Source organism: Aequorivita todarodis, from assembly GCF_028561335.1.
Classification (GTDB): domain Bacteria; phylum Bacteroidota; class Bacteroidia; order Flavobacteriales; family Flavobacteriaceae; genus Aequorivita; species Aequorivita todarodis.
In genome coordinates, this window is the sequence record NZ_JAQQTG010000010.1 from 23,570 (window position 1) to 45,460 (window position 21,891).

General features: G+C 43.1%; 19 protein-coding genes. 11 read left to right on the top strand and 8 right to left on the bottom strand.

Translation table 11 applies throughout. The features are described from left to right. Positions 1 to 15 precede the first annotated feature (15 nt). The 3 genes from POV26_RS04395 (at position 16) to azu (ending at position 4,394) form a co-directional block, all read left to right on the top strand. The gene (locus POV26_RS04395; RefSeq protein WP_272855258.1) at positions 16 to 2,400 is read left to right on the top strand and encodes a GumC family protein; all 2,385 of its coding nucleotides are present in this window, start codon (positions 16 to 18) and stop codon (positions 2,398 to 2,400) included. 10 nt (positions 2,401 to 2,410) lie between these two features. After that, entirely contained in the window at positions 2,411 to 3,748 is a 1,338-nt protein-coding gene (locus POV26_RS04400; protein ID WP_272855259.1) for a capsule assembly Wzi family protein, read from the top strand. Between the two features lie 145 nt (positions 3,749 to 3,893). Further along, complete coding sequence (gene azu / locus POV26_RS04405; protein WP_336375897.1) at positions 3,894 to 4,394, top strand: azurin; 501 nt, start codon at positions 3,894 to 3,896, stop codon at positions 4,392 to 4,394. Positions 4,395 to 4,450: 56 nt separating this feature from the next. On the opposite strand, the gene POV26_RS04410 is transcribed toward azu, so the two are convergent. Continuing rightward, positions 4,451 to 4,600 carry a hypothetical protein gene (locus POV26_RS04410; protein ID WP_272855261.1) on the bottom strand — a complete coding sequence of 50 codons (150 nt, stop codon included), beginning with the start codon at positions 4,598 to 4,600 and terminating at the stop codon, positions 4,451 to 4,453. A gap of 76 nt (positions 4,601 to 4,676) precedes the next feature. Continuing rightward, positions 4,677 to 5,681, bottom strand: a complete 1,005-nt coding sequence (locus POV26_RS04415) for a lipoate--protein ligase (protein ID WP_272855262.1) — start codon at positions 5,679 to 5,681, stop codon at positions 4,677 to 4,679. Positions 5,682 to 5,874: 193 nt separating this feature from the next. On the opposite strand from POV26_RS04415, the gene POV26_RS04420 reads away from it, so the two are divergent. After that, positions 5,875 to 7,431, top strand: coding sequence for an NAD(P)/FAD-dependent oxidoreductase (locus POV26_RS04420; protein ID WP_272855263.1), 1,557 nt, complete (start codon positions 5,875 to 5,877; stop codon positions 7,429 to 7,431). A gap of 159 nt (positions 7,432 to 7,590) precedes the next feature. On the opposite strand, the gene POV26_RS04425 is transcribed toward POV26_RS04420, so the two are convergent. Together POV26_RS04425 and POV26_RS04430 are read right to left on the bottom strand one after the other, a co-directional pair. After that, positions 7,591 to 8,019: an FKBP-type peptidyl-prolyl cis-trans isomerase gene (locus POV26_RS04425; protein WP_272855264.1), complete on the bottom strand. Its 429-nt coding sequence runs from the start codon at positions 8,017 to 8,019 to the stop codon at positions 7,591 to 7,593. Between the two features lie 26 nt (positions 8,020 to 8,045). After that, positions 8,046 to 8,279, bottom strand: a complete 234-nt coding sequence (locus POV26_RS04430) for a hypothetical protein (RefSeq protein ID WP_272855265.1) — start codon at positions 8,277 to 8,279, stop codon at positions 8,046 to 8,048. Positions 8,280 to 8,394: 115 nt separating this feature from the next. Between POV26_RS04430 and POV26_RS04435 the strand changes: the two genes are divergently transcribed. The 7 genes from POV26_RS04435 (at position 8,395) to POV26_RS04465 (ending at position 17,985) form a co-directional block, all read left to right on the top strand. Further along, a complete protein-coding gene (locus POV26_RS04435) occupies positions 8,395 to 9,708 on the top strand; it encodes an aspartate aminotransferase family protein (RefSeq protein WP_272855266.1) in 1,314 nt (437 codons plus the stop codon). A gap of 3 nt (positions 9,709 to 9,711) precedes the next feature. Further along, positions 9,712 to 10,650, top strand: a complete 939-nt coding sequence (locus POV26_RS04440; RefSeq protein WP_272855267.1) for a carbon-nitrogen hydrolase family protein — start codon at positions 9,712 to 9,714, stop codon at positions 10,648 to 10,650. A gap of 57 nt (positions 10,651 to 10,707) precedes the next feature. Continuing rightward, positions 10,708 to 11,115, top strand: a complete 408-nt coding sequence (locus tag POV26_RS04445; RefSeq protein WP_272855268.1) for a VOC family protein — start codon at positions 10,708 to 10,710, stop codon at positions 11,113 to 11,115. A 3-nt stretch (positions 11,116 to 11,118) separates the two neighbouring features. Next, positions 11,119 to 13,881 (top strand): aminotransferase class I/II-fold pyridoxal phosphate-dependent enzyme, encoded by a 2,763-nt coding sequence (locus POV26_RS04450; protein ID WP_272855269.1) that lies wholly within the window; start codon positions 11,119 to 11,121, stop codon positions 13,879 to 13,881. A 215-nt stretch (positions 13,882 to 14,096) separates the two neighbouring features. Next, the gene (locus tag POV26_RS04455) at positions 14,097 to 15,662 is read left to right on the top strand and encodes a biotin carboxylase (RefSeq protein ID WP_272855270.1); all 1,566 of its coding nucleotides are present in this window, start codon (positions 14,097 to 14,099) and stop codon (positions 15,660 to 15,662) included. A 107-nt stretch (positions 15,663 to 15,769) separates the two neighbouring features. Beyond that, positions 15,770 to 17,125: an NAD-dependent succinate-semialdehyde dehydrogenase gene (locus POV26_RS04460; protein WP_272855291.1), complete on the top strand. Its 1,356-nt coding sequence runs from the start codon at positions 15,770 to 15,772 to the stop codon at positions 17,123 to 17,125. A gap of 35 nt (positions 17,126 to 17,160) precedes the next feature. Then, a complete protein-coding gene (locus tag POV26_RS04465; RefSeq protein WP_272855271.1) occupies positions 17,161 to 17,985 on the top strand; it encodes a mechanosensitive ion channel family protein in 825 nt (274 codons plus the stop codon). Positions 17,986 to 18,198: 213 nt separating this feature from the next. Here the strand turns inward: POV26_RS04465 and POV26_RS04470 are convergent, their stop codons facing one another. The 4 genes from POV26_RS04470 to POV26_RS04485 form a co-directional block, all read right to left on the bottom strand. Next, positions 18,199 to 18,891: a hypothetical protein gene (locus tag POV26_RS04470; protein ID WP_272855272.1), complete on the bottom strand. Its 693-nt coding sequence runs from the start codon at positions 18,889 to 18,891 to the stop codon at positions 18,199 to 18,201. A 1-nt stretch (position 18,892) separates the two neighbouring features. Next, positions 18,893 to 19,405 carry a hypothetical protein gene (locus POV26_RS04475; protein ID WP_272855273.1) on the bottom strand — a complete coding sequence of 171 codons (513 nt, stop codon included), beginning with the start codon at positions 19,403 to 19,405 and terminating at the stop codon, positions 18,893 to 18,895. 334 nt (positions 19,406 to 19,739) lie between these two features. Beyond that, entirely contained in the window at positions 19,740 to 21,128 is a 1,389-nt protein-coding gene (mnmE, locus tag POV26_RS04480) for a tRNA uridine-5-carboxymethylaminomethyl(34) synthesis GTPase MnmE (RefSeq protein WP_272855274.1), read from the bottom strand. Between the two features lie 104 nt (positions 21,129 to 21,232). Next, a complete protein-coding gene (locus POV26_RS04485; RefSeq protein ID WP_272855275.1) occupies positions 21,233 to 21,742 on the bottom strand; it encodes a hypothetical protein in 510 nt (169 codons plus the stop codon). Between the last annotated feature and the right edge of the window lie 149 nt (positions 21,743 to 21,891).

A 21,891-nucleotide genomic window follows, 5' to 3' on the forward strand; every position in this document is an offset into this window, starting at 1 on the left:
TTGCCGCCTAATATTATGGAGGAAAACCGATACAGAGAGGAAACCAAGGAATTGCCACTTCGCGAAATAGTTGAACAATACACCCGCTATTGGTACCTGTTTGTTTTGGGCGTTATGATCGCGCTCGTGCTGGCATTCATCTATTTGCGATATACGACGGCCCTGTATCAAACCCGGGCGACCATAATCATCAAAGACGAAAAAAGCGCCAGCAGCCCTATGGAAATGGCAGCCTTTTCACAATTTGGAAGTTTCCTGTCTCGCTTCAATACCAGCAAGATAGACAATGAATTGGCCATCTTTAATTCCAAACGCATCATCTCAAAAACCGTTGAAGCACTTGGGCTGAACATAAAGTACGAATCCGTTGGGGCCATCAAGACTTCAGAAATATATTCCTACATTCCCTTTAAGGTCCAATACCAATCCTTTAATGAGGTGGGGAACAAGCTAAGCGTCCCCCGTTTATTTATTGAGGTGCTTTCAAATACCGAATACAAACTGGAAGATGAAACCCAGGCCGTTGAGGGCACCTATAAATTTGGGGAACAGGTATCGTTGCCTTTTGGAGAAATAACCGTTCTTCCAAATCTTGAAAACCCTGAGAGTTTTAAATCATTTTTGGATAGGACCGTTGTGGTTACCTATCGTCCCATAGAAAACGTTGCGTTGGACTATCAGGATAAAGTTGTTATAGAGAACGAAATTAAATCGAGCAATGTGCTGGAGCTCAGTATGCTTACTCCGGTAACCGGAAAGGCTGAAGATTTCTTGGACGAACTTATTTCCCAATACAATCAGGATGCCATTGCCGACAGAAATGAAATTGCCAAGAACACTTCAAAATTTATAGATTCGCGTTTGCAGATCATCACCCGCGAACTGGATTCGGTGGAACGGAATAAGGAAACTTTCAAGAGCGATAACCGTTTGACCGATATTCAGGCCGAAGCCCAAATAATCCTTGAAAACGCAAGCGAATTTAACAAAAAGCAGTTTGACGTTGGAACCCAGTTGGAACTTTCAAAAACCATGATAGATTATATGGAGAAAAGCTCCAACGCCGAGCTTTTGCCTTCCAATATTGGGATTCAAAGTGAAGAAATTGCCACGGCCGTAAACAACTACAACCAGTTGATACTGTACCGGAACAAACTGATGCAGAACTCTACCACCAAAAACCCCGTGGTGCTGAATGTGAACAATCAAATAGAGCAGATGCGCGCCAGCATTTTGGGTAGCTTGAAAAATTCGAGCAACGCTTTGAAAATTGCAATGAAGGACCTTAACATTCAGGAATCTACAATTAATTCAAAAATAGCACAGGTTCCTGCAAAGGAAAAAATATATAGAGGCATAGAAAGACAACAGACCATAAAGGAACAACTTTATCTTTTCCTATTGCAACAGCGGGAAGAGGCTTCCATTACCTTGGCCGCAACCTCTCCAAAGGCAAAAGTCGTGGACAATGCCTACAGCACAAAAAGCCCCGTTTCTCCACAAAAGCCGCTCATATATCTGGGGTCATTATTGGCCGGGCTGTTGGTTCCTTTTATTGGAATTTATGGTGCAAATCTATTGAACACCAAAGTATCGTCCCGCAGGGATGTGGAACGCCATCTGCCAAAAACGCCAATTGTTGGGGAAATACCAAAAATAAAACGCAACGAAGCCGATCTAATCCAGCACAACGACCGCAGCATAATGGCGGAAGCGTATAGAATCCTGCGAACCAACCTGCAGTATCTGTATATAAACAAACTGGAAGAAAATGACAAAGGAAAAACCTTGATAGTTACTTCAACAATTAAAGGGGAGGGAAAAACCTTTGTTGCCTTCAACTTGGCGTTAACATTGGCACTTACCGGCAAGAAGGTGGTCTTGGTGGGCGCGGATATTCGCAACCCACAGTTGCAACGCTATTTGCCCGACCATTTAAAAGCGAAAAAAGGACTTACGGAATTCATAGTTTACGACGATTTGCACGTGGAGGACGTTATAGCCCAAAGCGAATACAACGAAAACCTGAGCATCGTACTTTCTGGGGCAATACCACCAAACCCGGCGGAATTGTTAATGCAAAAGCGAACCACCACCTTTGTTGAAGAGCTTAAAAAGCAATTTGATTATATAATTCTGGACACTGCGCCGTCCATGCTCGTTACCGATACTATTTTAATAAACAAGCTGGCAGACATTACCCTCTATGTGGTCCGCGCGGGATATACCGACAAACGTTTGTTGGATTTTCCACAGGATGCCATAGACGACGGGCGTTTGGCAAATGTGGCCATTATCCTGAACAATGTAAATCTCAACAATTTTGGATACGGAAATAAATACGGTTATGCATATGCACGCGAAGAGCGTTCCTTGCTGAAAAGAATTCTGAATAAATAGCGCAAGGTCTATGAAACTGTTGAAATTCATCATCCTCTTTTGTCCTTTGTTTGTTTTTTCACAGGAATTTGATATTGCCGGAAGCGTTGAGGCAAAAGCAATGCTCTCCAACGAAGACGAAAACCCTTTTTGGTTCCACACCAATACTAACTATGCGGTCGGTGAGTTAAGCAACCTTTCGGCAACAGGCGAATTAAAAGCAAGTTTAAGCTATTCTTCATTCAAAATTAATGCGGGGGCAGCGGTCTTTGGAAGGGATGGGGTTCAAGATGCCGTACAACGACGCGATTTATACCTTCAGTTTGAAAATTCTTGGCTTTTTGCAACCCTTGGCGCAAAAAAGCAAACTGAAGTTCTCGACGGACTTTCCGCGACCAATCAAAACTTTTTGTGGTCTGGAAATGCAAGGCCGCTTCCGGGGGTACTTTTGGAAGCAAACAATCCATTAAAAATTTCAAAAACCTTCGCTATCGACTGGGGAATTGCGCATTACGAACTGAATGACAATCGGTTTGTGGATGGTACGCACGTTCACTACAAACGTTTGGCGCTGATTACCACTTTCAATGAAAACCATAAACTCACGGCCAAGCTGCAGCATTACGTGCAATGGGGTGGAAGCTCGCCTGTTTATGGAGAATTGAAAGATGGTTTTAAGGATTTTATCAACGTTTTTTTCGCACATAATACCGAAGAAATTGGGATTGAGGGAGAAACGATCAATAAGTTGGGAAATCATTTGGGCTCTTACTTTCTCAATTATGAATTTAAGAACGCTTGGGGAAATTTTTCCATTTACCACGACCATCCTTTTGAGGACGGCTCCGGCACCCGATTGGCAAATTTTCCGGACGGGGTCTGGGGCGCTTACTTTAAACCCAAAAACCAAAAAATAATCTCCTCCATTCTTTATGAGTACATAGATACTTCCGATCAAAGCGGAATATCGGTGGGTAGCGGATTTGATGGTTATTTTGGAAACAATATATACCGTAGCGGTTGGACCTACGAAGAGAATATTATGGGCGCACCATTTATTCTTTTTGACAAAAATCTGGAAATCAACGCCGACAATACTCCCTATATAAGCAATCGTGCGAAGGTGCATCATTTTGGGGTTATCGGCGAATTCAACAATTTTCAATGGAAACTGAAAAGCACCGTAGCCAAATATATGGGAACCTACCGCAAGCCTTTCTATCCGGAATGGAAATATTGGTACAACTACGGCTCGCTTTCCTATAAAAGTGAAAAACTCGGCACCTTTACCGTAATGGGCGGCGCAGATTTTTCAAACATAACAGATACGCTTTTTGGTGGCGGGATTGAATATTCATATGCTTTTTAAGTTATCAAGTTTTGCCACTTTTTTTCTGAAATATTAGAATTTTCTTAATTTTTAAAAAAGGTCTTCATAAGGTTTGGTCATGCTAAAAATAGCAGTTAATTTTGCCTTAATTATAATTAATCTAAATTAGAGCAAGATGAATAAAATGATCTTAGTATTCGCTGCCGCTTTAGCAATTAGTTGTGGCGACAACAAAAAAGAAGAAAAAAATGAATTGAAAATTGGTGCCCCGGTAGAGGAGGCTGCTCCCGCCCAAACCACCGATGACAAGGTTGCCGAAGTTACAATAACGGGCAACGACCAAATGAAATACGACAAGAGTGAGATTCGCGTAAAAGCTGGTCAAAAAGTGAAGCTTACCTTAAAACACGTTGGCACAATGGACAAAACCGTGATGGGCCACAACTGGGCCTTGCTTACCCAAGATGCCGATATGGCGGCCGTGGGGCAAGCAGCGGCAAGTGCAGCGGACAATGATTATATTCCAGCCGATATGGCCGACAAGATTATAGTACACACCAAAATGCTTGGCGGTGGCGAAAGCGATACCATTGAATTTGACGCCCCAGCCCCCGGAACCTATACTTTCATGTGTACTTTCCCCGGCCACTATGCCTTGATGCACGGTAAATTTATTGTGGAATAATTTCCCGAATAAAATAATTGAATTCAAAAAAGCTGCATGGTTAATGTGGCTTTTTTTTATTCCTTTTTCTTACGGAAGAGAAAACCAAGGGGCAATACAAGAAATATAAAAAGATACCATCCGGTAACCAAACCGATAATTGTAATTATTGCAGCCGCAATCATTAAATAAATAGCAGTGTTTTTGCCCACCTTGTGTTTTTTCAAATTTAAAAATCGACCAAACATTTTCCGAATCAACGAATCCCATCCCGATAGCTATCGGGTCCCAAATCAACGAATCCTAATCCTCATCATCCCCATAAACCAATTCAATAAAATCAATTTTGGGAATGTCGCCAAAATATTCCTTTACCTCAATATCTTTCAATAATTCCGAAATATCTTCTTTTTCGTAACGGGCTCCTTCCAAGAGTTTTTCAAGGTTTTCAACCGGCTCCTTTCCGAAGAAATCGCCAAATATTTTAAATTCCTTTATATGGCCCTTCTCAACAAAGATGCGCAGGTCTATTTCGCCCACGGGAAACCGCTTGCTGCGCTGTATGTTGAACTTAGGCGAACGCCCATAGTTCCAGTCCCAAGTGTCGTATTTTTCCTCTTTCAATTGATGGACGGCCTTCCATTCCTCGGGGGTTAAATAGTAGCTTTCAAAAGGTTCGCTTTCTTCATAAAGCCCCTTGAGCAATAGTTTTCTAAACTGTTCTATGGTCATCCAATCGTGCAGGAATTCGGTAATATTGGCCACCCGGCTCCTGACCGATTTGTGGCCCTTTGAGGCTATTTTGCTCATCTTTACGTTAAGCGCGTTGGCCACTTCCCCCAAATCGGTATCAAAAAGGAGGGTGCCGTGGCTCACCATCCGCTTGCCCGTAGAAAATTGGGCCGTACCCGAAATCTTGCGCTCCTCTACCTGTATGTCGTTTCGGCCTTTCAACTCGGCGTCCAACCCCAAATTGTTAAGTACCTTAATTACAGGTGCGGTAAACTTTTTGAAATTGTTCAAACTTTTCACATCATGGTTGGTTATAAAACTGAAGTTGAGGTTCCCATAATCGTGATATACCGCGCCGCCACCGGACACTCTTCGCACCACGTGGATATTATTTTCTTCTACATATTGATGGTTTATTTCTTCCAAAGTATTTTGGTTGCGGCCAATGATGATGGACGGTTCGTTTATGTAAAAAAGCAGATAATCGTTTTCGGCACTAAAATTCCGTAAGACATATTCTTCCAAAGCCAAGTTTAGCCGTGGGTTGGTGTTGTCTTCGTTTTCTATAAAAATCATTTTTCATCTATTTTCCGCAAAGATAAATAATAGTTTTTCGGGATTCGTTAATTCGTGAATTTGTTAACCTGCCTGCCGGCAGGCAGGTTCGGGACCTGCCTGCCAGAGGCACGACAGGCAGGTTTGTTAATTTGTTAATTCGGGATTTGTTTTTAAATCCCGCATCCCAAATTATCAACTATCTTTGCGGCTTATGGGCAGATTGGTTCAAATAGCGGTGTTGCCGCGCCAGCAGGAAGATTTCGATTTTATTTTGGAGCTCGCTCTGGAAAAGGAAAAGCTTCGGAAGGAGAATGTCAGCGATTGGCGCATCCGGAAGCGTTCCATAGATGCGCGCCGTAAACCCATTAAAATAAATCTGCAGATTGAATTGTGGTTGAAGGGCGAAAAACGCGAGACCATTCCGCCGTTTGTTCCAAAGAACGTTTCCAAAGAAAAGGAAATCGCGATAATTGGCGCGGGCCCGGCAGGACTTTATGCAGCATTACGAGCTATTGAGGCAGGTTTAAAACCCATTGTTTTTGAACGCGGAAAAGACGTCCGTGAGCGCCGAAGGGATTTGGCGGCAATTAATAAAGAAGGAATCGTAAATCCAGAAAGCAATTACTGTTTTGGCGAAGGCGGCGCGGGAACGTATTCTGACGGAAAACTTTACACGCGAAGCAAAAAACGCGGCAATGTGCTGAAAGCTCTGGAATGGTTCGTCCATTTTGGCGCCGATGAGGATATTTTGGTAGATGCGCATCCACATATAGGCACCAATAAACTGCCGAAGATAATTACCGCAATGCGCGAGGCAATTCTTGAAAATGGCGGGGAAGTGCATTTCAATTCAAAGCTTACCGATTTAAAACTGAAGCATAATTCGGTGGAAGCCATTCAGATTAATAATGGCGAATGGCTACATTTTGAAAACATAATCCTCGCAACAGGCCATTCTGCGAGGGATATTTTTTATTTGCTTCACGAAAAAAACATAAAGATTGAAGCCAAGCCTTTCGCCATTGGCGTTCGTGTTGAGCACCAACAGGAACTTATCGACTATATCCAATACCACGGCGAAGAGGACAATCCGTATCTGCCTCCGGCCAGTTATGCGCTGGTGGAGCAGGTGGATGGCCTTGGGGTTTATTCGTTCTGTATGTGTCCGGGCGGCATTATTGCGCCCTGCGCCACGCAGCAGGACGAAGTGGTTACCAACGGTTGGAGCCCCAGCAAACGCAACAATCCGTATGCAAACAGCGGAATTGTGGTTAGCGTGGAACCGAAAGATTTGCCGAACTATAAAAAAGACGACCCTTTTGTATGTTTAAATTTTCAGAAGGAAGTGGAAAAGCGTTGTTGGGAAGCAGGAGGGAAGACCCAAAAAGTGCCTGCCCAGCGGATGATTGATTTTGTGGAGGGAAAAATCTCAGAGGATTTTCCGAAGACTTCCTATCAACCCGGAATTGTTTCCGCAAATTTAAATGAAGTATTGCCACCATTAATTTCAAAAAGATTGAAAAAGGCATTCGTGGCCTTCGGGAAAAAAATGAAAGGCTATTACACCAACCAAGCCGTACTGCACGCACCGGAGAGTAGAACTTCATCCCCAATTTCCATTCCACGAAATCCTGAAACGCTGGAGCATATTGGAATAAAAGGCTTATATCCCTGCGGCGAAGGTGCGGGTTATGCGGGAGGCATTATTTCCGCAGCCATCGATGGGATTAATTGTGTGGATGCGATTGCTGAAAAGTTGATTCGTTAATTCGGGATTCGGGGCCTACCTGCCAGAGGCACGACAGGCAGGTTTGTGATTTTAGTTTTCATAAACTCATAAACTCATCGACTAAACTCATCGACCCATCGACTTCAAAAAAAAAGGCCACCATCCGGCAGCCTTTCTTAAAATATATTTCCAGAAAAATTACTTTATCTCAAGCAATTCCAGTTCAAAGGTCAAATCCTGTCCGGCCAGGGGATGGTTGGCGTCCACGATAATAAACCCGTCCTTTACATCGGCTACCCGCAATTGGCGCTCAGAACCGTCGGGGTTTTTGGATACGAGGCCCATACCTACCTCGGGTTTTATCTCCGGCGGCAAATTGTCATTCGGTATTTTTTGGAAAAGCTCTTTTTGGACTTCACCGTAAGCTTCTTCCTTTGGAATGGTAATGGTTTTCTTTTCGTTTACCTTCATAGCTACCAATCCTTTTTCAAAACCGGGGATTAAACGGCCCTCTCCAAGTTTTACCTCCAAAGGCTCGCGCTGCACCGAACTGTCGAACACCTGTCCGTTGTTCAGTTTTCCTGTGTAGTGAAGTTTTACGGTTTCATTTCCTTGTACTTGATTCATAATGTGTGTTTTTTTCGATTATTTAATCAATAAGTTGGCAAAACTATGGGTTTGGGTAGCCAATTCCACGGAATATCGGGATGAATGTGCCGTATTAAGGAAAAATTAACGTGTTTTTTACCTGCTATGAAATTTTTAAAAGCACGATAATTGCTATTGGGTAAAATTTCCACTGAAAATTTATGCCGTGCAAAAACATAGAAACCAATTACTTGCCTTATTGGAATGAAAACAGCCAACGCTGGTTTTAATCCTTTCATAAATTATTTTTAAAACCTTGATAGATTTTTCAAAATTCATCCTCATAAAATATTCTGAAACGTTATATTAGATTCTTAAATTTTAAGTATATTATAAAAATAATTCCCAATCTAAATGTTAAAACAATTGACAAAATCTGAAGAACTTCTGCAAAGAAGAAAAAATGTAGTAGCCGCAGGCGTAGGTGTATTCAACACGGCAACGGCGCGTGAGGCCAAAGGGGCCCTCATAATTGACGAAGATGGCCGTGAACTGATTGACTTTGCCGGCGGAATAGGCGTTGTAAACGCAGGCCATTGCCCCGAACCTGTGGTGAAAGCCATACAGGAACAGGCCGCAAAATATATCCACACCAGTTTCAACGTGGTAACTTACGAACCGTACCTTGAGCTGTGTGAGAAATTGGTCGAAATTCTTCCGCACGGCGAGCGCACCAAGGCAATGCTCGTGAGCACAGGTGCCGAAGCGGTGGAAAACGCAATAAAAATAGCACGCCAAGCCACAAAACGGCCCGCGGTCCTTTGTTTTACCGATGCCTTCCACGGCCGTACCCTAATGGCGATGACGCTTACCAGTAAGATTGACTATAAGGTTAATTCTGGCCCCTTTGCGCCCGAAGTATATAGACTGCCCTTCCCAAACTTTTACCGCTATCACGGTAATATGGATATGGACAGTTTTGTTGATATGGAACTAAAACGCCTTTACGAAAGCGGAAAAAACCTCGTGGACCCAAACAACTTGGCGGCAATAATCTTGGAACCCATCCAGGGCGAAGGCGGTTTCAACCCAATTCCCCAAAAATATTTTGAAGGCCTTCGCGATTTCTGCGATACATACGGAATTATGCTCATTGCAGACGAAATACAGAGCGGTTTTGGCCGAACCGGAAATTGGGCAAGCTGGCAGAATTACAACGTAACGCCAGATATTAGCACCTATGCAAAATCCCTCGGCTCCGGAATGCCGATAGCCGCCGTTTTGGGAAGGGCAGAAGTAATGGATGCCGCCGCGCCCAGCAGTATTGGCGGAACGTATATCGGCAACCCCGTTTGTTGCGCGGCCGCACTGGCAACCATTCAAATGATGAAGGATGAAAACCTAAACCAACGTGGAATTGAGGTGGGAAATATCATTGAGGCACGCTTCAAAAAAATGCAACAAAAATTTCCGCAGATAGGCGATGTACGCGGAATGGGGGCCATGATGGCGATGGAATTCGTTAAGAACAACGACCCAAACCAGCCAGACGGCGAACTTTGCGGACAGATAGTAAAAAACTGTGCCGAAGAGGGACTCATTATTATTAATGCCGGAACCAATAAAAACATTATTAGAGTGCTTTGTCCCTTGGTAATTACCGATGAACAACTGAACAAAGGTCTTGACATTCTTGAAAACGTAATTAAAAAATTAACCCTAAAATAAAATATGAAGCCATTCACAATTGCAGGAATCCAGATGCGGATTTCCGCCACCCAGAGCAATCTGGAAATGATGAAATTAAAGTTGGACATTACCATGCACCTCTATCCTTCCGTTCAATTGGTGCTGTTCAGCGAGCTATGCGCCTATGGTCCTTTGACCTATTACGCCCAGGAAATCCCCGGCGAGTTTGAAAAGGAAATGCAGGCGATGGCAAAAAAATACGGCATTTGGCTTTTGCCGGGCTCCATTTTTGAGAAGGAAGGCAATAAAATTTACAACACTGCCACGGTAATAAACCCCGATGGCGAAATTGTAACCCGTTACCGAAAAATGTTTCCCTTCTATCCGTTTGAGGTGGGCATAACCCCTGGCGATGAATTTTGTGTCTTCGATATTCCGGAAGTTGGAAGGTTTGGCGTTTCAATCTGTTATGACATGTGGTTTCCCGAAACCATCAGGACCCTTGCGGTCATGGGTGCCGAAGTTATCCTTCACCCCACGATGACGGGTACAATGGACCGCGAAATAGAACATTCCATAGCCCAGACCATGGCAGCCGTGAACCAATGCTTCTTTTTCGATATAAACGGCCTGGAAACGGGAGGCATCGGGCGTTCAACCGTCTGTGGCCCGGACGGACGGATTTTGTACAAAGCAGGGGCAACGGAGGAAATTTTCCCTATTGAAATAGATATGGAGCGCGTAAAACGAAGCCGCGAACTCGGTGTAATGCGTTTGGGGCAACCCCTCAAAAGTTTTCGCGACAATATTGCTGATTTCAGCATTTACGCCCCGGGAGCCAAACATCCGTATTTAGATTCGTTGGGGCCGCTTATAAAGCCCACAAAAGTGGACAAACTGGCGCAACTCAAAAAAATGGAAAGCGAGATAGAGCTTCCGGTAAGTGTGATGAGTTATAAGGGCGATGGATATGAAAAATAACCGGTAGAAATAAATCCGATGCGAAGAATATTTCAGTAACATCAAAATAGAATAATTATGGGAACAATGTCCACAAAACCGAAACAGGCAAACAGCAAAATGAAGGATTTTATCACATGGTTTGAAATCCCCGTGCTTAATATGGAAAGGGCAACCGCCTTTTACAACCATATTTACGGCATAAAGATGAAGACCAATGAAATGAACGACTATGCAATGGCCATATTTCCCGTAACCACGGGTATTGGCGGTGCTTTGGTGATGGGGCAGGGCTGCGTGCCCAGCGAAACCGGTTCCCTAATTTATCTCAATGGCGGAAAAGACCTTCAGCCCATTCTCGATAAGGTAGAAGAGGCCGGCGGCCGCATCATTTTGCCCAAGACAAAGATTAATGACGATGCAGGTTATTTCGCATTGTTTATAGATAGCGAAGGCAACAAGCTTGCGATTAATTCCAAAAAATAAAAAATGTCCAAAAAAAAGACAATCAGTGCACCTTATTACAGTATCGGCCAATTGCGACTTGCCACTTGGCGCGATTTAAAACGTGAAAGCGCAGCCCTCGCCAGTTCCAAAAAAGGCTCAAAAGGGGAGGAGGAGTGCATTGAAACGGTTAAGGATTTTTTGAAGGACATCAAGACCATCGAGCAATATTTCGTCTATCCCGGAAAAACGAGGCTCGAAAAACTTTCACAGGCGCTCAACAAGGAAGAATACGTGTCCTTTTCCCATAACATTACCGAAATAAACCGCCAACTGGTAAGCGATGATTACTTGAACCATCCCACTTCCAATCATAGTGAAGAAAATGAGATGAACAAGCCCGAGGATATTCGCGAACTTTCCTCGGCCCAAAAAAAGAATTATTTTGAAGTCCTTTTCGTGGAAGACCTTTCCGCCAAGGAAGAAGCGGCCCTTCACGAAAAACTGGATGAAATCCGCGAGCCCAACGAACAGTTCACCTACGATTTTTTGGTACAGCCTTCCTTTCAGGATGCGCTGATTGCCCTGCATTTCAATCCAAATCTGCAAGCGGCCGTTATCCGGTATGCGCCGCCCTATGCCTCGGCAAATATTTCAGATTTATTGAAACCGTATATCCAAAATGTTCTGAAAATCGATTTGGAAAACAGGCCCGAATACGAACTCGGACCCCTTTTGGGCGAACTGGTTAGGCAATTCCGTCCAGAGTTGGATACCTATTATGTTACCGATACTTCCCTAACCGATTTGAAGGACAGCACCCTGCGCCAATTCAGCCGTATTTATTACCGAAAGGAGGATTTGCAGGAATTGCATCTGGGGATTGTCCGTGGCGTCCGGGAACGTTTTGATACGCCGTTTTTCAGTGCGTTGAAGGAATACAGCCAAAAGCCAACGGGTATTTTTCACGCAATGCCCATTTCGCGTGGCAATTCGGTTTTTAAATCGCGATGGATAAAAGACTTCGGCGAATTTTACGGACGAAATATGTTTTTGGCGGAAACCTCTTCCACCACAGGCGGATTGGATTCTTTGCTTCAACCAACCGGTCCGCTTAAAAAAGCACAGGAAATGGCAGCCCAAACTTATGGGGCGCAGCGCACGTTTTTTGTTACCAACGGAACTTCCACCGCAAATAAAATTGTTTTGCAGGCCATCATAGAACCGGGCGATTTGGTACTGATTGACCGCGACTGCCACAAAAGCCACCACTACGGAATGGTGCTCGCAGGTGCCTATCCCGTGTATTTGGATTCGTATCCCATTGAGGAATACTCGATGTACGGGGCCGTGCCTTTAAAAAGCATTAAAGAGAAATTGCTGCAACTTCGCGAGGCGGGACGGTTGGACAAAGTGAAAATGTTATTGCTCACCAATTGCACGTTTGACGGCCTTGTTTACAATGTTGAAAAAGTGATGCAGGAAGTCTTGGCCATAAAACCCGATATGATTTTTCTTTGGGACGAGGCCTGGTTTGCCTTTGCCGGTTTCACCTATATATACAAGCAACGAACGGCAATGTTTACGGCCAAGAAACTATTTGAAAAATACAAAAGCGAGGCCTATAAAAAAGAATACAAAAACCATTTAAAAAATCTTCCGAAAGGGCAGGAGCCCACCTTGCCAGACCCCGATAAGGTTTGCATCCGTGCCTATGCCACGCAAAGCACGCATAAAACCTTGAGCAGTTTTAGGCAGGGCTCTATGATTCATATTTGGGATGAGGATTTCAGAAAAAAATCTGAAAACACCTTTTTGGAAGCCTATATGACGCACACTTCTACTTCGCCAAATTACCAAATGCTGGCCTCGCTGGATGTGGGCAGGCGGCAAGTGGAATTTGAAGGTTTTGAAATGGTGGAGAAAAGCATCGAAATGGCAATGGTTTTACGCGCCAAAGTGACCAACAATCCGCAGTTGAATAAATACTTTGATGTTTTGACGGTAAAAGACTTTATACCAGATGAATACAGGGAAACAGGTCTCGGTGAATATTATGCCTCGGCTACGGGTTGGAACCGCATGGAATCCGCTTGGGAAAAGGATGAATTTATGCTGGACCCAACCAAAATAACCTTGTTTATAGGAAGAACTGGAGTTGATGGGGATACCTTCAAGAATAAATTTTTAATGGACCAGTTCAATATTCAGATAAACAAAACCTCGCGGAACACCGTTTTGTTTATGACCAATATTGGAACCACACGGGGAAGCGTTGCCTACTTGACGAATGCCCTCCTGAAAATCTCCGAGCAATTGGACGAGGAATTCCGTTCGTTGAACAGCCGCGAAAGCGAGATTTCACAAAAGCGGATACATTCGCTTATAAAGGAAGTGCCGCCCTTGCCTGATTTCAGTTACTTCCACAGTTCGTTTCGCGCCGTGCCAAATGTGCCGGGCGGAAATATTCGCGAAGCTTATTTTATGGCCTACAACGAAGATAATTACGAGTATTTTCCACTTCGCGATTGCAAAAAAGCAATGGCCGAGGGGAGGGAATTGGTAGCTTCTTCCTTTGTAATCCCGTATCCGCCGGGCTTTCCGGTGTTGGTTCCGGGGCAGGTGGTAAGTGAGGAAATCATCAACTTTATGCTGGCGCTTGATGTATCCGAAATTCACGGCTATCGTGCAGACCTCGGCCTGCGTATTTTCCGCGACAGCGTATTGAACCGCCAAAAAACCGCAACCGCCTTGGGCGCAATGGGAATGGGCAATTCAAGGAAAAGGACAAAGGACGGTAAGACATAGAATTAAGCCCGAAGGGGATTCGAAAACGAATTCGAAAACGAAATCGAAATCGAAATCGAAAACCAATCCCGATAGCTATCGGGGCGAAACCGAAAATGAAGCAAAGAAACTTTGTGACCTCTGTGTAAAGCTCTGTGTTCTTTGTGGTTAATACAACCCAAGATTTGAATTTTTCAAATCAACTTAAAACAATTTTTAATTTAATACCAAATAATATGAGTACCGATAAACCAAAAACCAGTACGAAATCCAAAACGAAATCAAAGTCGAAAGCTTCGTCCAAAAGCAAGGACAAGGCAATGGTTTCAAAAAAGGCAGAAAAGCCAAAACCTGTACTCAATGGAATTCCCGATATCCGTCGTTTCTTTTATAAAAACGAAACTCCGATTTATTTTATAAGCGCTACGAATTTCAATCTTTTGGGCGCGGATGAGTGGATAAAGGGTTTCAAATTCATCAATTATATTGAATGCTTTGACGGGCTTCATCCTAATGTTTTTTCACCTAAGGAAGAAATTCCACACGATGAGTTTGAAAGCATCGAGGACATCAACAATTATCTTTTGCAGCATCCCGAAGTGCAGGAATATATAAGGTCGAGAAAAAAGGGAAGAAAGGCGGGAAAGGTAATGTTTTTGATGTTTACCGAAAAGACCGAAAAACTCGCCAAGAAATTGGGGCTGGAAGTGATATTTCCTTCCGCAAAAATGCGCACGGCAATGGACAACAAGGTAAACACCAACCGAATTGCCGAAAAGGCGGGCGTAGCTTGCGTTCCGTACGTACTTTCCAAAGTGAATGATTACGCGCACCTTCAAAAAGTCTCCAAAAAATTGGGCGACGATTTGGTAATCCAAACCCCTTTCGGCGATTCTGGGCACACTACTTTCTTTATTTCAAACGAAGCGGAATACAAAAAGCATGCAGAGGAAATTGAAGCCGAAAAAGAAGTGAAAATTATGAAGCGCATCAACTGTCGCGGTTCGGCCATTGAGGCCTGCGTTACGCGCCACGGCACCATCGTTGCACCGCTAATGACCGAATTGGTTGGCTTTAAGGAACTTACCCCGTACAAAGGCGGCTGGTGCGGAAACGAAATCTACCCAGATTCCTTTACGCCCACCCTTCGAAAAAAGGCCCGGGAATATACCCAACTGTTTGGCGACCAGTTGAGAAAGGAAGGCTACAAAGGCTATTTTGAGCTCGACTTTTTGATAGACCAGGACAACGGCGAAATATATTTGGGTGAATTGAACCCACGGATTACTGGCGCCAGTTCCATTACCAACCACGCCGTATTCGCTTTGGCCGATGCCCCGCTCTATCTGTTCCATATTTTGGAATGGATGGACGTGGATTATGAGTTGAATTTGGACGCCCTCAACGCGCGTTGGGCAAAACAGGAAAATACCGATAGCTGGAGCCAGTTGATAATAAAACACACCAAAAAAACCATTGAAAAGGTAACGGAAGCCCCGCGTTCCGGCATCTGGCGAATTTTTGACAATGGCCATATCCAATTTAACAGAATGGATACGCACAGGCGTGCCGTGGAAAGCGAGAGCGAAGCATTTTTCCTTCGTATAACAAATGCTGGCGATTATCTTTATGAAGGCGCCGATATGGGAATTTTAGTGACCCGCGGCAGGATGATGACCGATAATTTTCAGCTTACCCAACGTGCCAAAACCTGGATAAACGCTATTAAGGGCAATTATGCGTCCACCGTTTTGGAGGACAAAACCGAGCAACCGGAAATTATTGGAAGTCTTACGAAGTAATTCAAGATTCAAGATTCAAGATTCAAGATTCAAGATTAAACCTGTCAGGTTTGGTATAAAAAAAGTTTAACTTAAAAATGAGATTCCCGCAGTTACGGGAAATAGTTATGGAATTTAAAAGCATAAATCCCTACAACGGGAAGGAAATACATACGTATAAAGGATTGACCGATGCCCAATTGCACAAAAAGTTGGAAAATTCTGAAAAAGCTTTTGAGAAATGGCGAAAGGTACCTTTGAAAGAAAGGGCTGCTTTGATGAAGAAAGCAGGACAAGTGCTCAAGGACAACGTGGAAGAATACGCCAAAATGATAACGTTGGAAATGGGCAAACCCATAACCGAATCGCGTGCCGAAGTGAACAAATGCGCTTGGGTCTGTGATTATTACGCCGAAAATGCGTCAACATTTTTGGCAGACGAAATCATTGAAACCGATGCCCAAAAAAGCTTTGTGCGCCACGACCCAATAGGTACCGTGTTTGCCATTATGCCGTGGAATTTTCCCTTTTGGCAAGTGTTTCGGTATGCCGCCCCAACCTTGACCGCTGGAAATGTTGGGCTGCTCAAACACGCATCCAATGTTTTTGGCTGCGCCGAACAGATAGAGGGCGTTTTTAAAAAGGCAGGTTTTCCCGAAGACGTTTTTCAGAATTTGATAATCCACCACGACAAAACAGAAGTTATTATTGCCCACGATGCGGTAAAGGCAGTTACCCTTACCGGAAGCGAAAGGGCAGGAGCTGCGGTGGCGCAGATTTCGGGAAAATATATCAAAAAGAGTTTGCTGGAATTGGGCGGCAACAACGCCTTTATAGTTTGGGACGATGCCGATATCGACAAAGCCGTAGCTACGGCACTCACTGCCCGAATGCTGAACTGCGGCCAAAGTTGCATAGCCGCAAAACGCTTCATATTAATGGAAGGTATTTATGACGAATTTGTTGAAAAATTCACAAAGGGCGTCATAGAACTCAAATCCGGAGACCCGTTGGAGGAAGATACCAAAGTGGGAACGCTTGCCCGCGAGGATTTGGCAGACGAATTGCAAAAACAGGTACAAGCCTCCATAAAAAAAGGGGCAAAACTAATTTTGGGCGGAAAACAAAATGGAGCCTACCACGAGCCCACTGTTTTGGGCAACGTAAAACCCGGAATGCCCGCTTTTGACGAGGAAACCTTTGGCCCTTTGGCAGCAATGATTAAAGTAAAGACTATTGAGGAGGCCTTTGCCCTTTCTGAGCAATCGAAATTCGGACTGGGTGTTACGGTCTGTACCACCGATATTAAAAAAGCCCTTGCTTGTGCCGGCGAAGTGAGCGATGGCGCCTATTTTATAAATGAATTGGTAAAAAGCGACCCGAGACTGCCCTTTGGAGGCGAAAAACGTTCTGGTTACGGCCGGGAACTTGCCAAGGATGGCATTATGGAATTTGTAAACAGGAAGACCGTATATGTGAAATAATCCATAATTGGGATTTTTGAATTAGGGCACAATCGATGGACACTTTAAAAGAAATACTGGATTTTGAAATCTTCCGCTGGGGCGACCACTTTATACGTGTACATAACCTCGTGGTTGTTTTACTAATTTTAGTCGTTACGGCAATATTACTGTGGATCATCAAGAAAATTCTTTTCCGGGAATCGAAAACCAAAAAAATAGATACTGGTACAACCTATGCCATATTTCAAATAATAAAATATATACTATGGGTCATTGCCATCAGCCTTATTTTAGATGCCTTTGGGGTAAAGATCACACTTTTATTGGCTGGATCTGCGGCTCTTTTGGTGGGGGTAGGGTTGGGATTGCAGCAAACATTTAATGATGTTATTTCAGGTATCATTTTACTGTCGGAAAGGTCTATAAAGGTTGGGGATGTGTTAGAGATCGATACCGAAATCGTAAGGATACAAACCATCGGTCTGCGTACGTCAAAGGGGCTTGACCGCAATGATATTTCTATTATTATTCCCAATTCATTGATTACCACAAACAAGGTGATCAACTGGAGCCATCAATCCAAAAAAACACGGTTTTCAATTAACGTGGGCGTGGCTTACGGAAGCGATGTGGATAAGGTGATAAGACTTTTGGAAGAATGTGCTACGGACCATCCGGATATTTATAAAGGGGAACATGTGGAGGCAAGGTTAGCGGGTTTTGGCGCTTCCTCATTAGATTTTCAACTGCTCTTTTACAGTAGGGACAGCTTCAGGATTGAAAAAATGAAAAGCGATATTCGGATCATTGTCAATAAAAAATTCACCGAAAATGACATTGTGATTGCCTTTCCGCAATTGGACTTGCATATTAAATAGGATAGGGCTTTGTTTAAGGCCTAAATGGTTATAATTTCCAACGGGTTTTTCTTTAGAGAATAAATCTCTATTTCAAGAATTATTCAATCAAAACGGATAAATTTTAAGTGCCACTTTAAATCTGTCCAAAAAAGCGGGAGCCGGTCTCCCCTTTTTTTAACCTACACACTTTATGAGATAGTCCTGTTGAAATTCTGAGAATCCTATGGCTATTTATTCCTCTCTCAAGCAAAAATTGATCTTATCCATTATTTTTTGAAATCGATCTTCTTGGGTTTCAAAATATAGATTGGCCAATATTGCTTCTTGGAGTTTTGGGTTTTCCTTTATTTCTTGAAGTTGTTGTAAGAGGAAGGTTTTTACCTTTCCTGTTTCTTCATTTACTATTTTGTGCCAATCGGTGCGGTTGTCGAGGACGTATATTATATCTTCAAAATCGTGGCTGAATCGTGGGTCTGTGCCACCCCGGTCTAAATGTGCGGTAAATTTACTTGCCAGAAAGTAGGTTAGGGGCATTATCTGAATTATAGTGCCATCAATATCAATTTTTTGCAGGTTGTTGAAACCTTCTTCAAACCACGGGTTTGCCGGTGCCCAGCCTATTGGCTTTGTTGCCATAACGTCAACCATAATATCGTCGAGTTTAAAACGACATATTACATTTAAATCGGCTGTTTGTTTAAATCCTCTTTTTACGAGTTCTTCCCTAATTTCCTCTAACTGCGCTAGGGAAGCTACTTTTATACCTATATCAATATCCTTTGTAGGACGTACGTCGTCTGCAGCGGGGTCGTTACAATATAAGCTTACTGTTGCCCCACCTACGTAAATTACTTGGTTGTTTAGGTCGCGCAGGGCATTTGCAACTTTCTGAATGACCATTTTATGGATGATCGTATTTTTCATACTAATTAAGCCTTAGTTTTAATTCATCCATTGCCATTTTTTGCTCCCTAACATTTCCCAACCTTATAGCATCCAACAGAGCCAATAATTCATATAACTTTTCATCTTCTAAACAAGCTTTTGGAACATTGGGATGCAGCGGTTCTACTGCAAAACCTCGTTGATCACCTTGACTATAGGGCCATACATATTTTTGGTTGCTTTGTATATTTTTTGCTAATGGCATAGCACTATGTGCTGTAGGTACACCTCGAACCATTGCCCCAGGTTTTTGCGGATACACATATTTTATTCCGTAAAAGATAAATTCCTGTATGGCTGAAGTAAGCAGTCTCTTTTTGTTACTTGCTATTAAGCCAGCCATTACGCTTCTGTTCAATGACTCACTAACTTCACTCTGACTGATGTAAAGCTCATTGGCAAGATCCTTCATATACCATTGCTCTTTACCTTTTGCCAGAATTTTTAAAAGAATGAGTATGTCGTGGGGGCGCATTCCGCTATGTCTCTTCATTGTTTTCGATTTGTGATTCGCGATTCGCGATATACAAATCTAATGAATTTTATTAAGTATTCGTGATAGTTGGGAAAGGGCAGACGTAAAGGGAAATCGAAATTGAAGTCGAAGTCGAAAACGGAAATGGGGGTGAAAGGTTTCTCCGTCGCTAAGGCTATGGTGGGTACGGAGAGATTAGATTTTCGGTAGACCAGTTATTGTTGGTCCGGTGATGACCTGACAAATATGAGAGATAATTAAGATTATAACCTGACGAAATATGATTAAACCTCAAATCCTTTATTTGGGTTATGTAGGATTTAAGTAGATCTATATTGGGATGGAAGGCGGTTTACTTCCCGATGCAAAAATTAGCAAATATATTCCCCAACAGTTCATCGTTGGAGATTTCACCGGTGATTTCACCAAAATAATGCAGGGCCTGCCGAATGTCTATGGCCAACAAATCTCCACTTAAACCACTATCAATGCCTTGCTGTACTCTGTTGATTTCTTCCAAAGCCTTCAAAAGCGCATCGTAATGGCGGCTGTTGGTGACGATGGTCTCATTGTTGCGAAGGGCGCCGGTGTTTACAAATTCCAATAATTTATTCTGAAGTTCTTCAACTCCTTGACTTGTTTTAGCAGATAATAATTGAAAATTGACGATGGACGATTGAAGATTAACAATTTCTTCTTCTGAAAGTTTGTCAACTTTATTAGCAACAATCACAAGGTTTTTAAGAGGATATTTATTTTTAATAGTTTCAATTTCAATCTTAAATTTTGAACCTTGAATCTTGAATTTTTCCGCATCAAAAAGATAAATAACTACCTGCGCCTGGTCTATTTTCTCAAAAGTTTTCCGAATTCCAAGACCTTCAATAACATCTTGCGTATCACGAATTCCTGCCGTATCAATAAACCGGAAGCCGATGCCGCCAATGGTAATTTCATCTTCAATGGTATCGCGGGTGGTTCCGGCAATATCGCTTACAATCGCTCTTTCCTCGTTAAGCAAGGCATTTAGCAGGGTAGATTTCCCCACATTCGGTTCGCCCACAATCGCTACGGGAATACCATTTTTCAGCACGTTGCCCGTGGCGAAGGAATCTATAAGTCGCTTCAGAACATGGGTTATTTTTGAAATAAGTTTCTGAAATTCTTCCCGATTGGCGAATTCTACATCTTCCTCTGCGAAATCGAGCTCCAATTCTATTAGAGAAGCAAAATTCAAAAGCTCTTCGCGTAGTTTTTTAATTTCAGAGGAAAATCCGCCGCGCATTTGTTGCATTGCCAATTGATGGCTGGCAGCGCTGTCGCTGGCAATTAAATCTGCAACCGCTTCGGCTTGGCTTAAATCCATTTTTCCGTTGAGGAAAGCACGAAGTGTAAACTCGCCCGCTTGCGCCATTCTGCAACCCTTCCGAAGGCATAACTGTAAAATTTCCTGCTGAATGTAATTGCTCCCGTGGCACGAAATTTCAACCACATCCTCGCCCGTATAACTGTTTGGGTCTTTAAATATAGTGGCGAGCACTTCATCAATCACGCGTTCGCCGTCCTTTATATGGCCCAAATGCACGGTGTGGGTTTTCTGTTTTGCAAGCTCTTTCCCTGAAACGGAAGTGAATAGGGAAGAAGCAATAGCAATTGCATCCGGTCCCGAAAGACGAATTACCGCTATTGCCCCCGCACCCGCTGGGGTTGCCATTGCCACTATGGTGTCTGTGTGTGTCATTGGCTGCAAAGGTACGGTTAACTTTGGAAAATAAATACTGGCAAAGTTGCCATTAAAAAAGCAGCGCGAAGGCTGCTATTTTTAATTTCTAAAAGCTGTATCCCTCAATAAGCAAAATTTTTAAAATTTCCTGTCATAGTAACCGTAGGTCCTGCACCTGAAGTTGCAGTAATGGTAAAGTTTCCTGAGATTAAACGTCCATCCTCGTTTTCGGGATTTTCACGGTTTTCCGTGATATTTATCTCTCCGTCGGAAGCATCATAGGTTACCTGATTGGTTTGATCGCGAATTATAACGCCAGTTACGAACCCATTGGTAGCCACATCCCCAACAATTTTGGTAATTCCACTTCCAAAACCTCCCGTTTGGTTTAAAAAAATGCGTACAATGTTTGTGTTGGCATCAGTTACCGCAAGGGTCAATCCGTTGTCGCTGTAATCGCTTGAATAGAAACCCAAATTGGAAGCATAATTGCTGCCAAAGCCTCCGCCATTGATTGTGGCACTAAATTCTGCCTCGGGAGCGCTTCCGCCACCGTCTCCGTCATCTTTTTTGGAACAGGAAACGATCAATACCGAAAGAAAAAGAATGCAAATTGTTTTTAAGTTTTTCATGTGTGTAGTTTTAGTTATTATTGATTTTAAGAATTAAACTAACTACACATCGAAATGAGGGGCATTCTGTCATCAAAAATTCCAGAAATAAAAAAAGTCCACCACTATGGCAGACTTTATATTTCTTTATAAAATAACAATCCCTATTT

What these genes read in the sequence shown, in the direction of transcription:
- POV26_RS04485 (WP_272855275.1), bottom strand. Translation starts at nt 21,742, where the DNA reads ATGAAAAACTTAAAAACAATTTGCATTCTTTTTCTTTCGGTATTGATC.
- POV26_RS04420 (WP_272855263.1), top strand. Translation starts at nt 5,875, where the DNA reads ATGGGCAGATTGGTTCAAATAGCGGTGTTGCCGCGCCAGCAGGAAGAT.
- POV26_RS04440 (WP_272855267.1), top strand. Translation starts at nt 9,712, where the DNA reads ATGAAGCCATTCACAATTGCAGGAATCCAGATGCGGATTTCCGCCACC.
- POV26_RS04395 (WP_272855258.1), top strand. Translation starts at nt 16, where the DNA reads ATGGAGGAAAACCGATACAGAGAGGAAACCAAGGAATTGCCACTTCGC.
- POV26_RS04460 (WP_272855291.1), top strand. Translation starts at nt 15,770, where the DNA reads ATGGAATTTAAAAGCATAAATCCCTACAACGGGAAGGAAATACATACG.
- POV26_RS04445 (WP_272855268.1), top strand. Translation starts at nt 10,708, where the DNA reads ATGGGAACAATGTCCACAAAACCGAAACAGGCAAACAGCAAAATGAAG.
- POV26_RS04430 (WP_272855265.1), bottom strand. Translation starts at nt 8,279, where the DNA reads ATGAAAGGATTAAAACCAGCGTTGGCTGTTTTCATTCCAATAAGGCAA.
- POV26_RS04475 (WP_272855273.1), bottom strand. Translation starts at nt 19,405, where the DNA reads ATGAAGAGACATAGCGGAATGCGCCCCCACGACATACTCATTCTTTTA.
- POV26_RS04450 (WP_272855269.1), top strand. Translation starts at nt 11,119, where the DNA reads ATGTCCAAAAAAAAGACAATCAGTGCACCTTATTACAGTATCGGCCAA.
- POV26_RS04425 (WP_272855264.1), bottom strand. Translation starts at nt 8,019, where the DNA reads ATGAATCAAGTACAAGGAAATGAAACCGTAAAACTTCACTACACAGGA.
- POV26_RS04435 (WP_272855266.1), top strand. Translation starts at nt 8,395, where the DNA reads ATGTTAAAACAATTGACAAAATCTGAAGAACTTCTGCAAAGAAGAAAA.
- POV26_RS04455 (WP_272855270.1), top strand. Translation starts at nt 14,097, where the DNA reads ATGAGTACCGATAAACCAAAAACCAGTACGAAATCCAAAACGAAATCA.
- POV26_RS04465 (WP_272855271.1), top strand. Translation starts at nt 17,161, where the DNA reads ATGGACACTTTAAAAGAAATACTGGATTTTGAAATCTTCCGCTGGGGC.
- azu (WP_336375897.1), top strand. Translation starts at nt 3,894, where the DNA reads ATGATCTTAGTATTCGCTGCCGCTTTAGCAATTAGTTGTGGCGACAAC.
- POV26_RS04415 (WP_272855262.1), bottom strand. Translation starts at nt 5,681, where the DNA reads ATGATTTTTATAGAAAACGAAGACAACACCAACCCACGGCTAAACTTG.
- mnmE (WP_272855274.1), bottom strand. Translation starts at nt 21,128, where the DNA reads ATGACACACACAGACACCATAGTGGCAATGGCAACCCCAGCGGGTGCG.
- POV26_RS04470 (WP_272855272.1), bottom strand. Translation starts at nt 18,891, where the DNA reads ATGAAAAATACGATCATCCATAAAATGGTCATTCAGAAAGTTGCAAAT.
- POV26_RS04400 (WP_272855259.1), top strand. Translation starts at nt 2,411, where the DNA reads ATGAAACTGTTGAAATTCATCATCCTCTTTTGTCCTTTGTTTGTTTTT.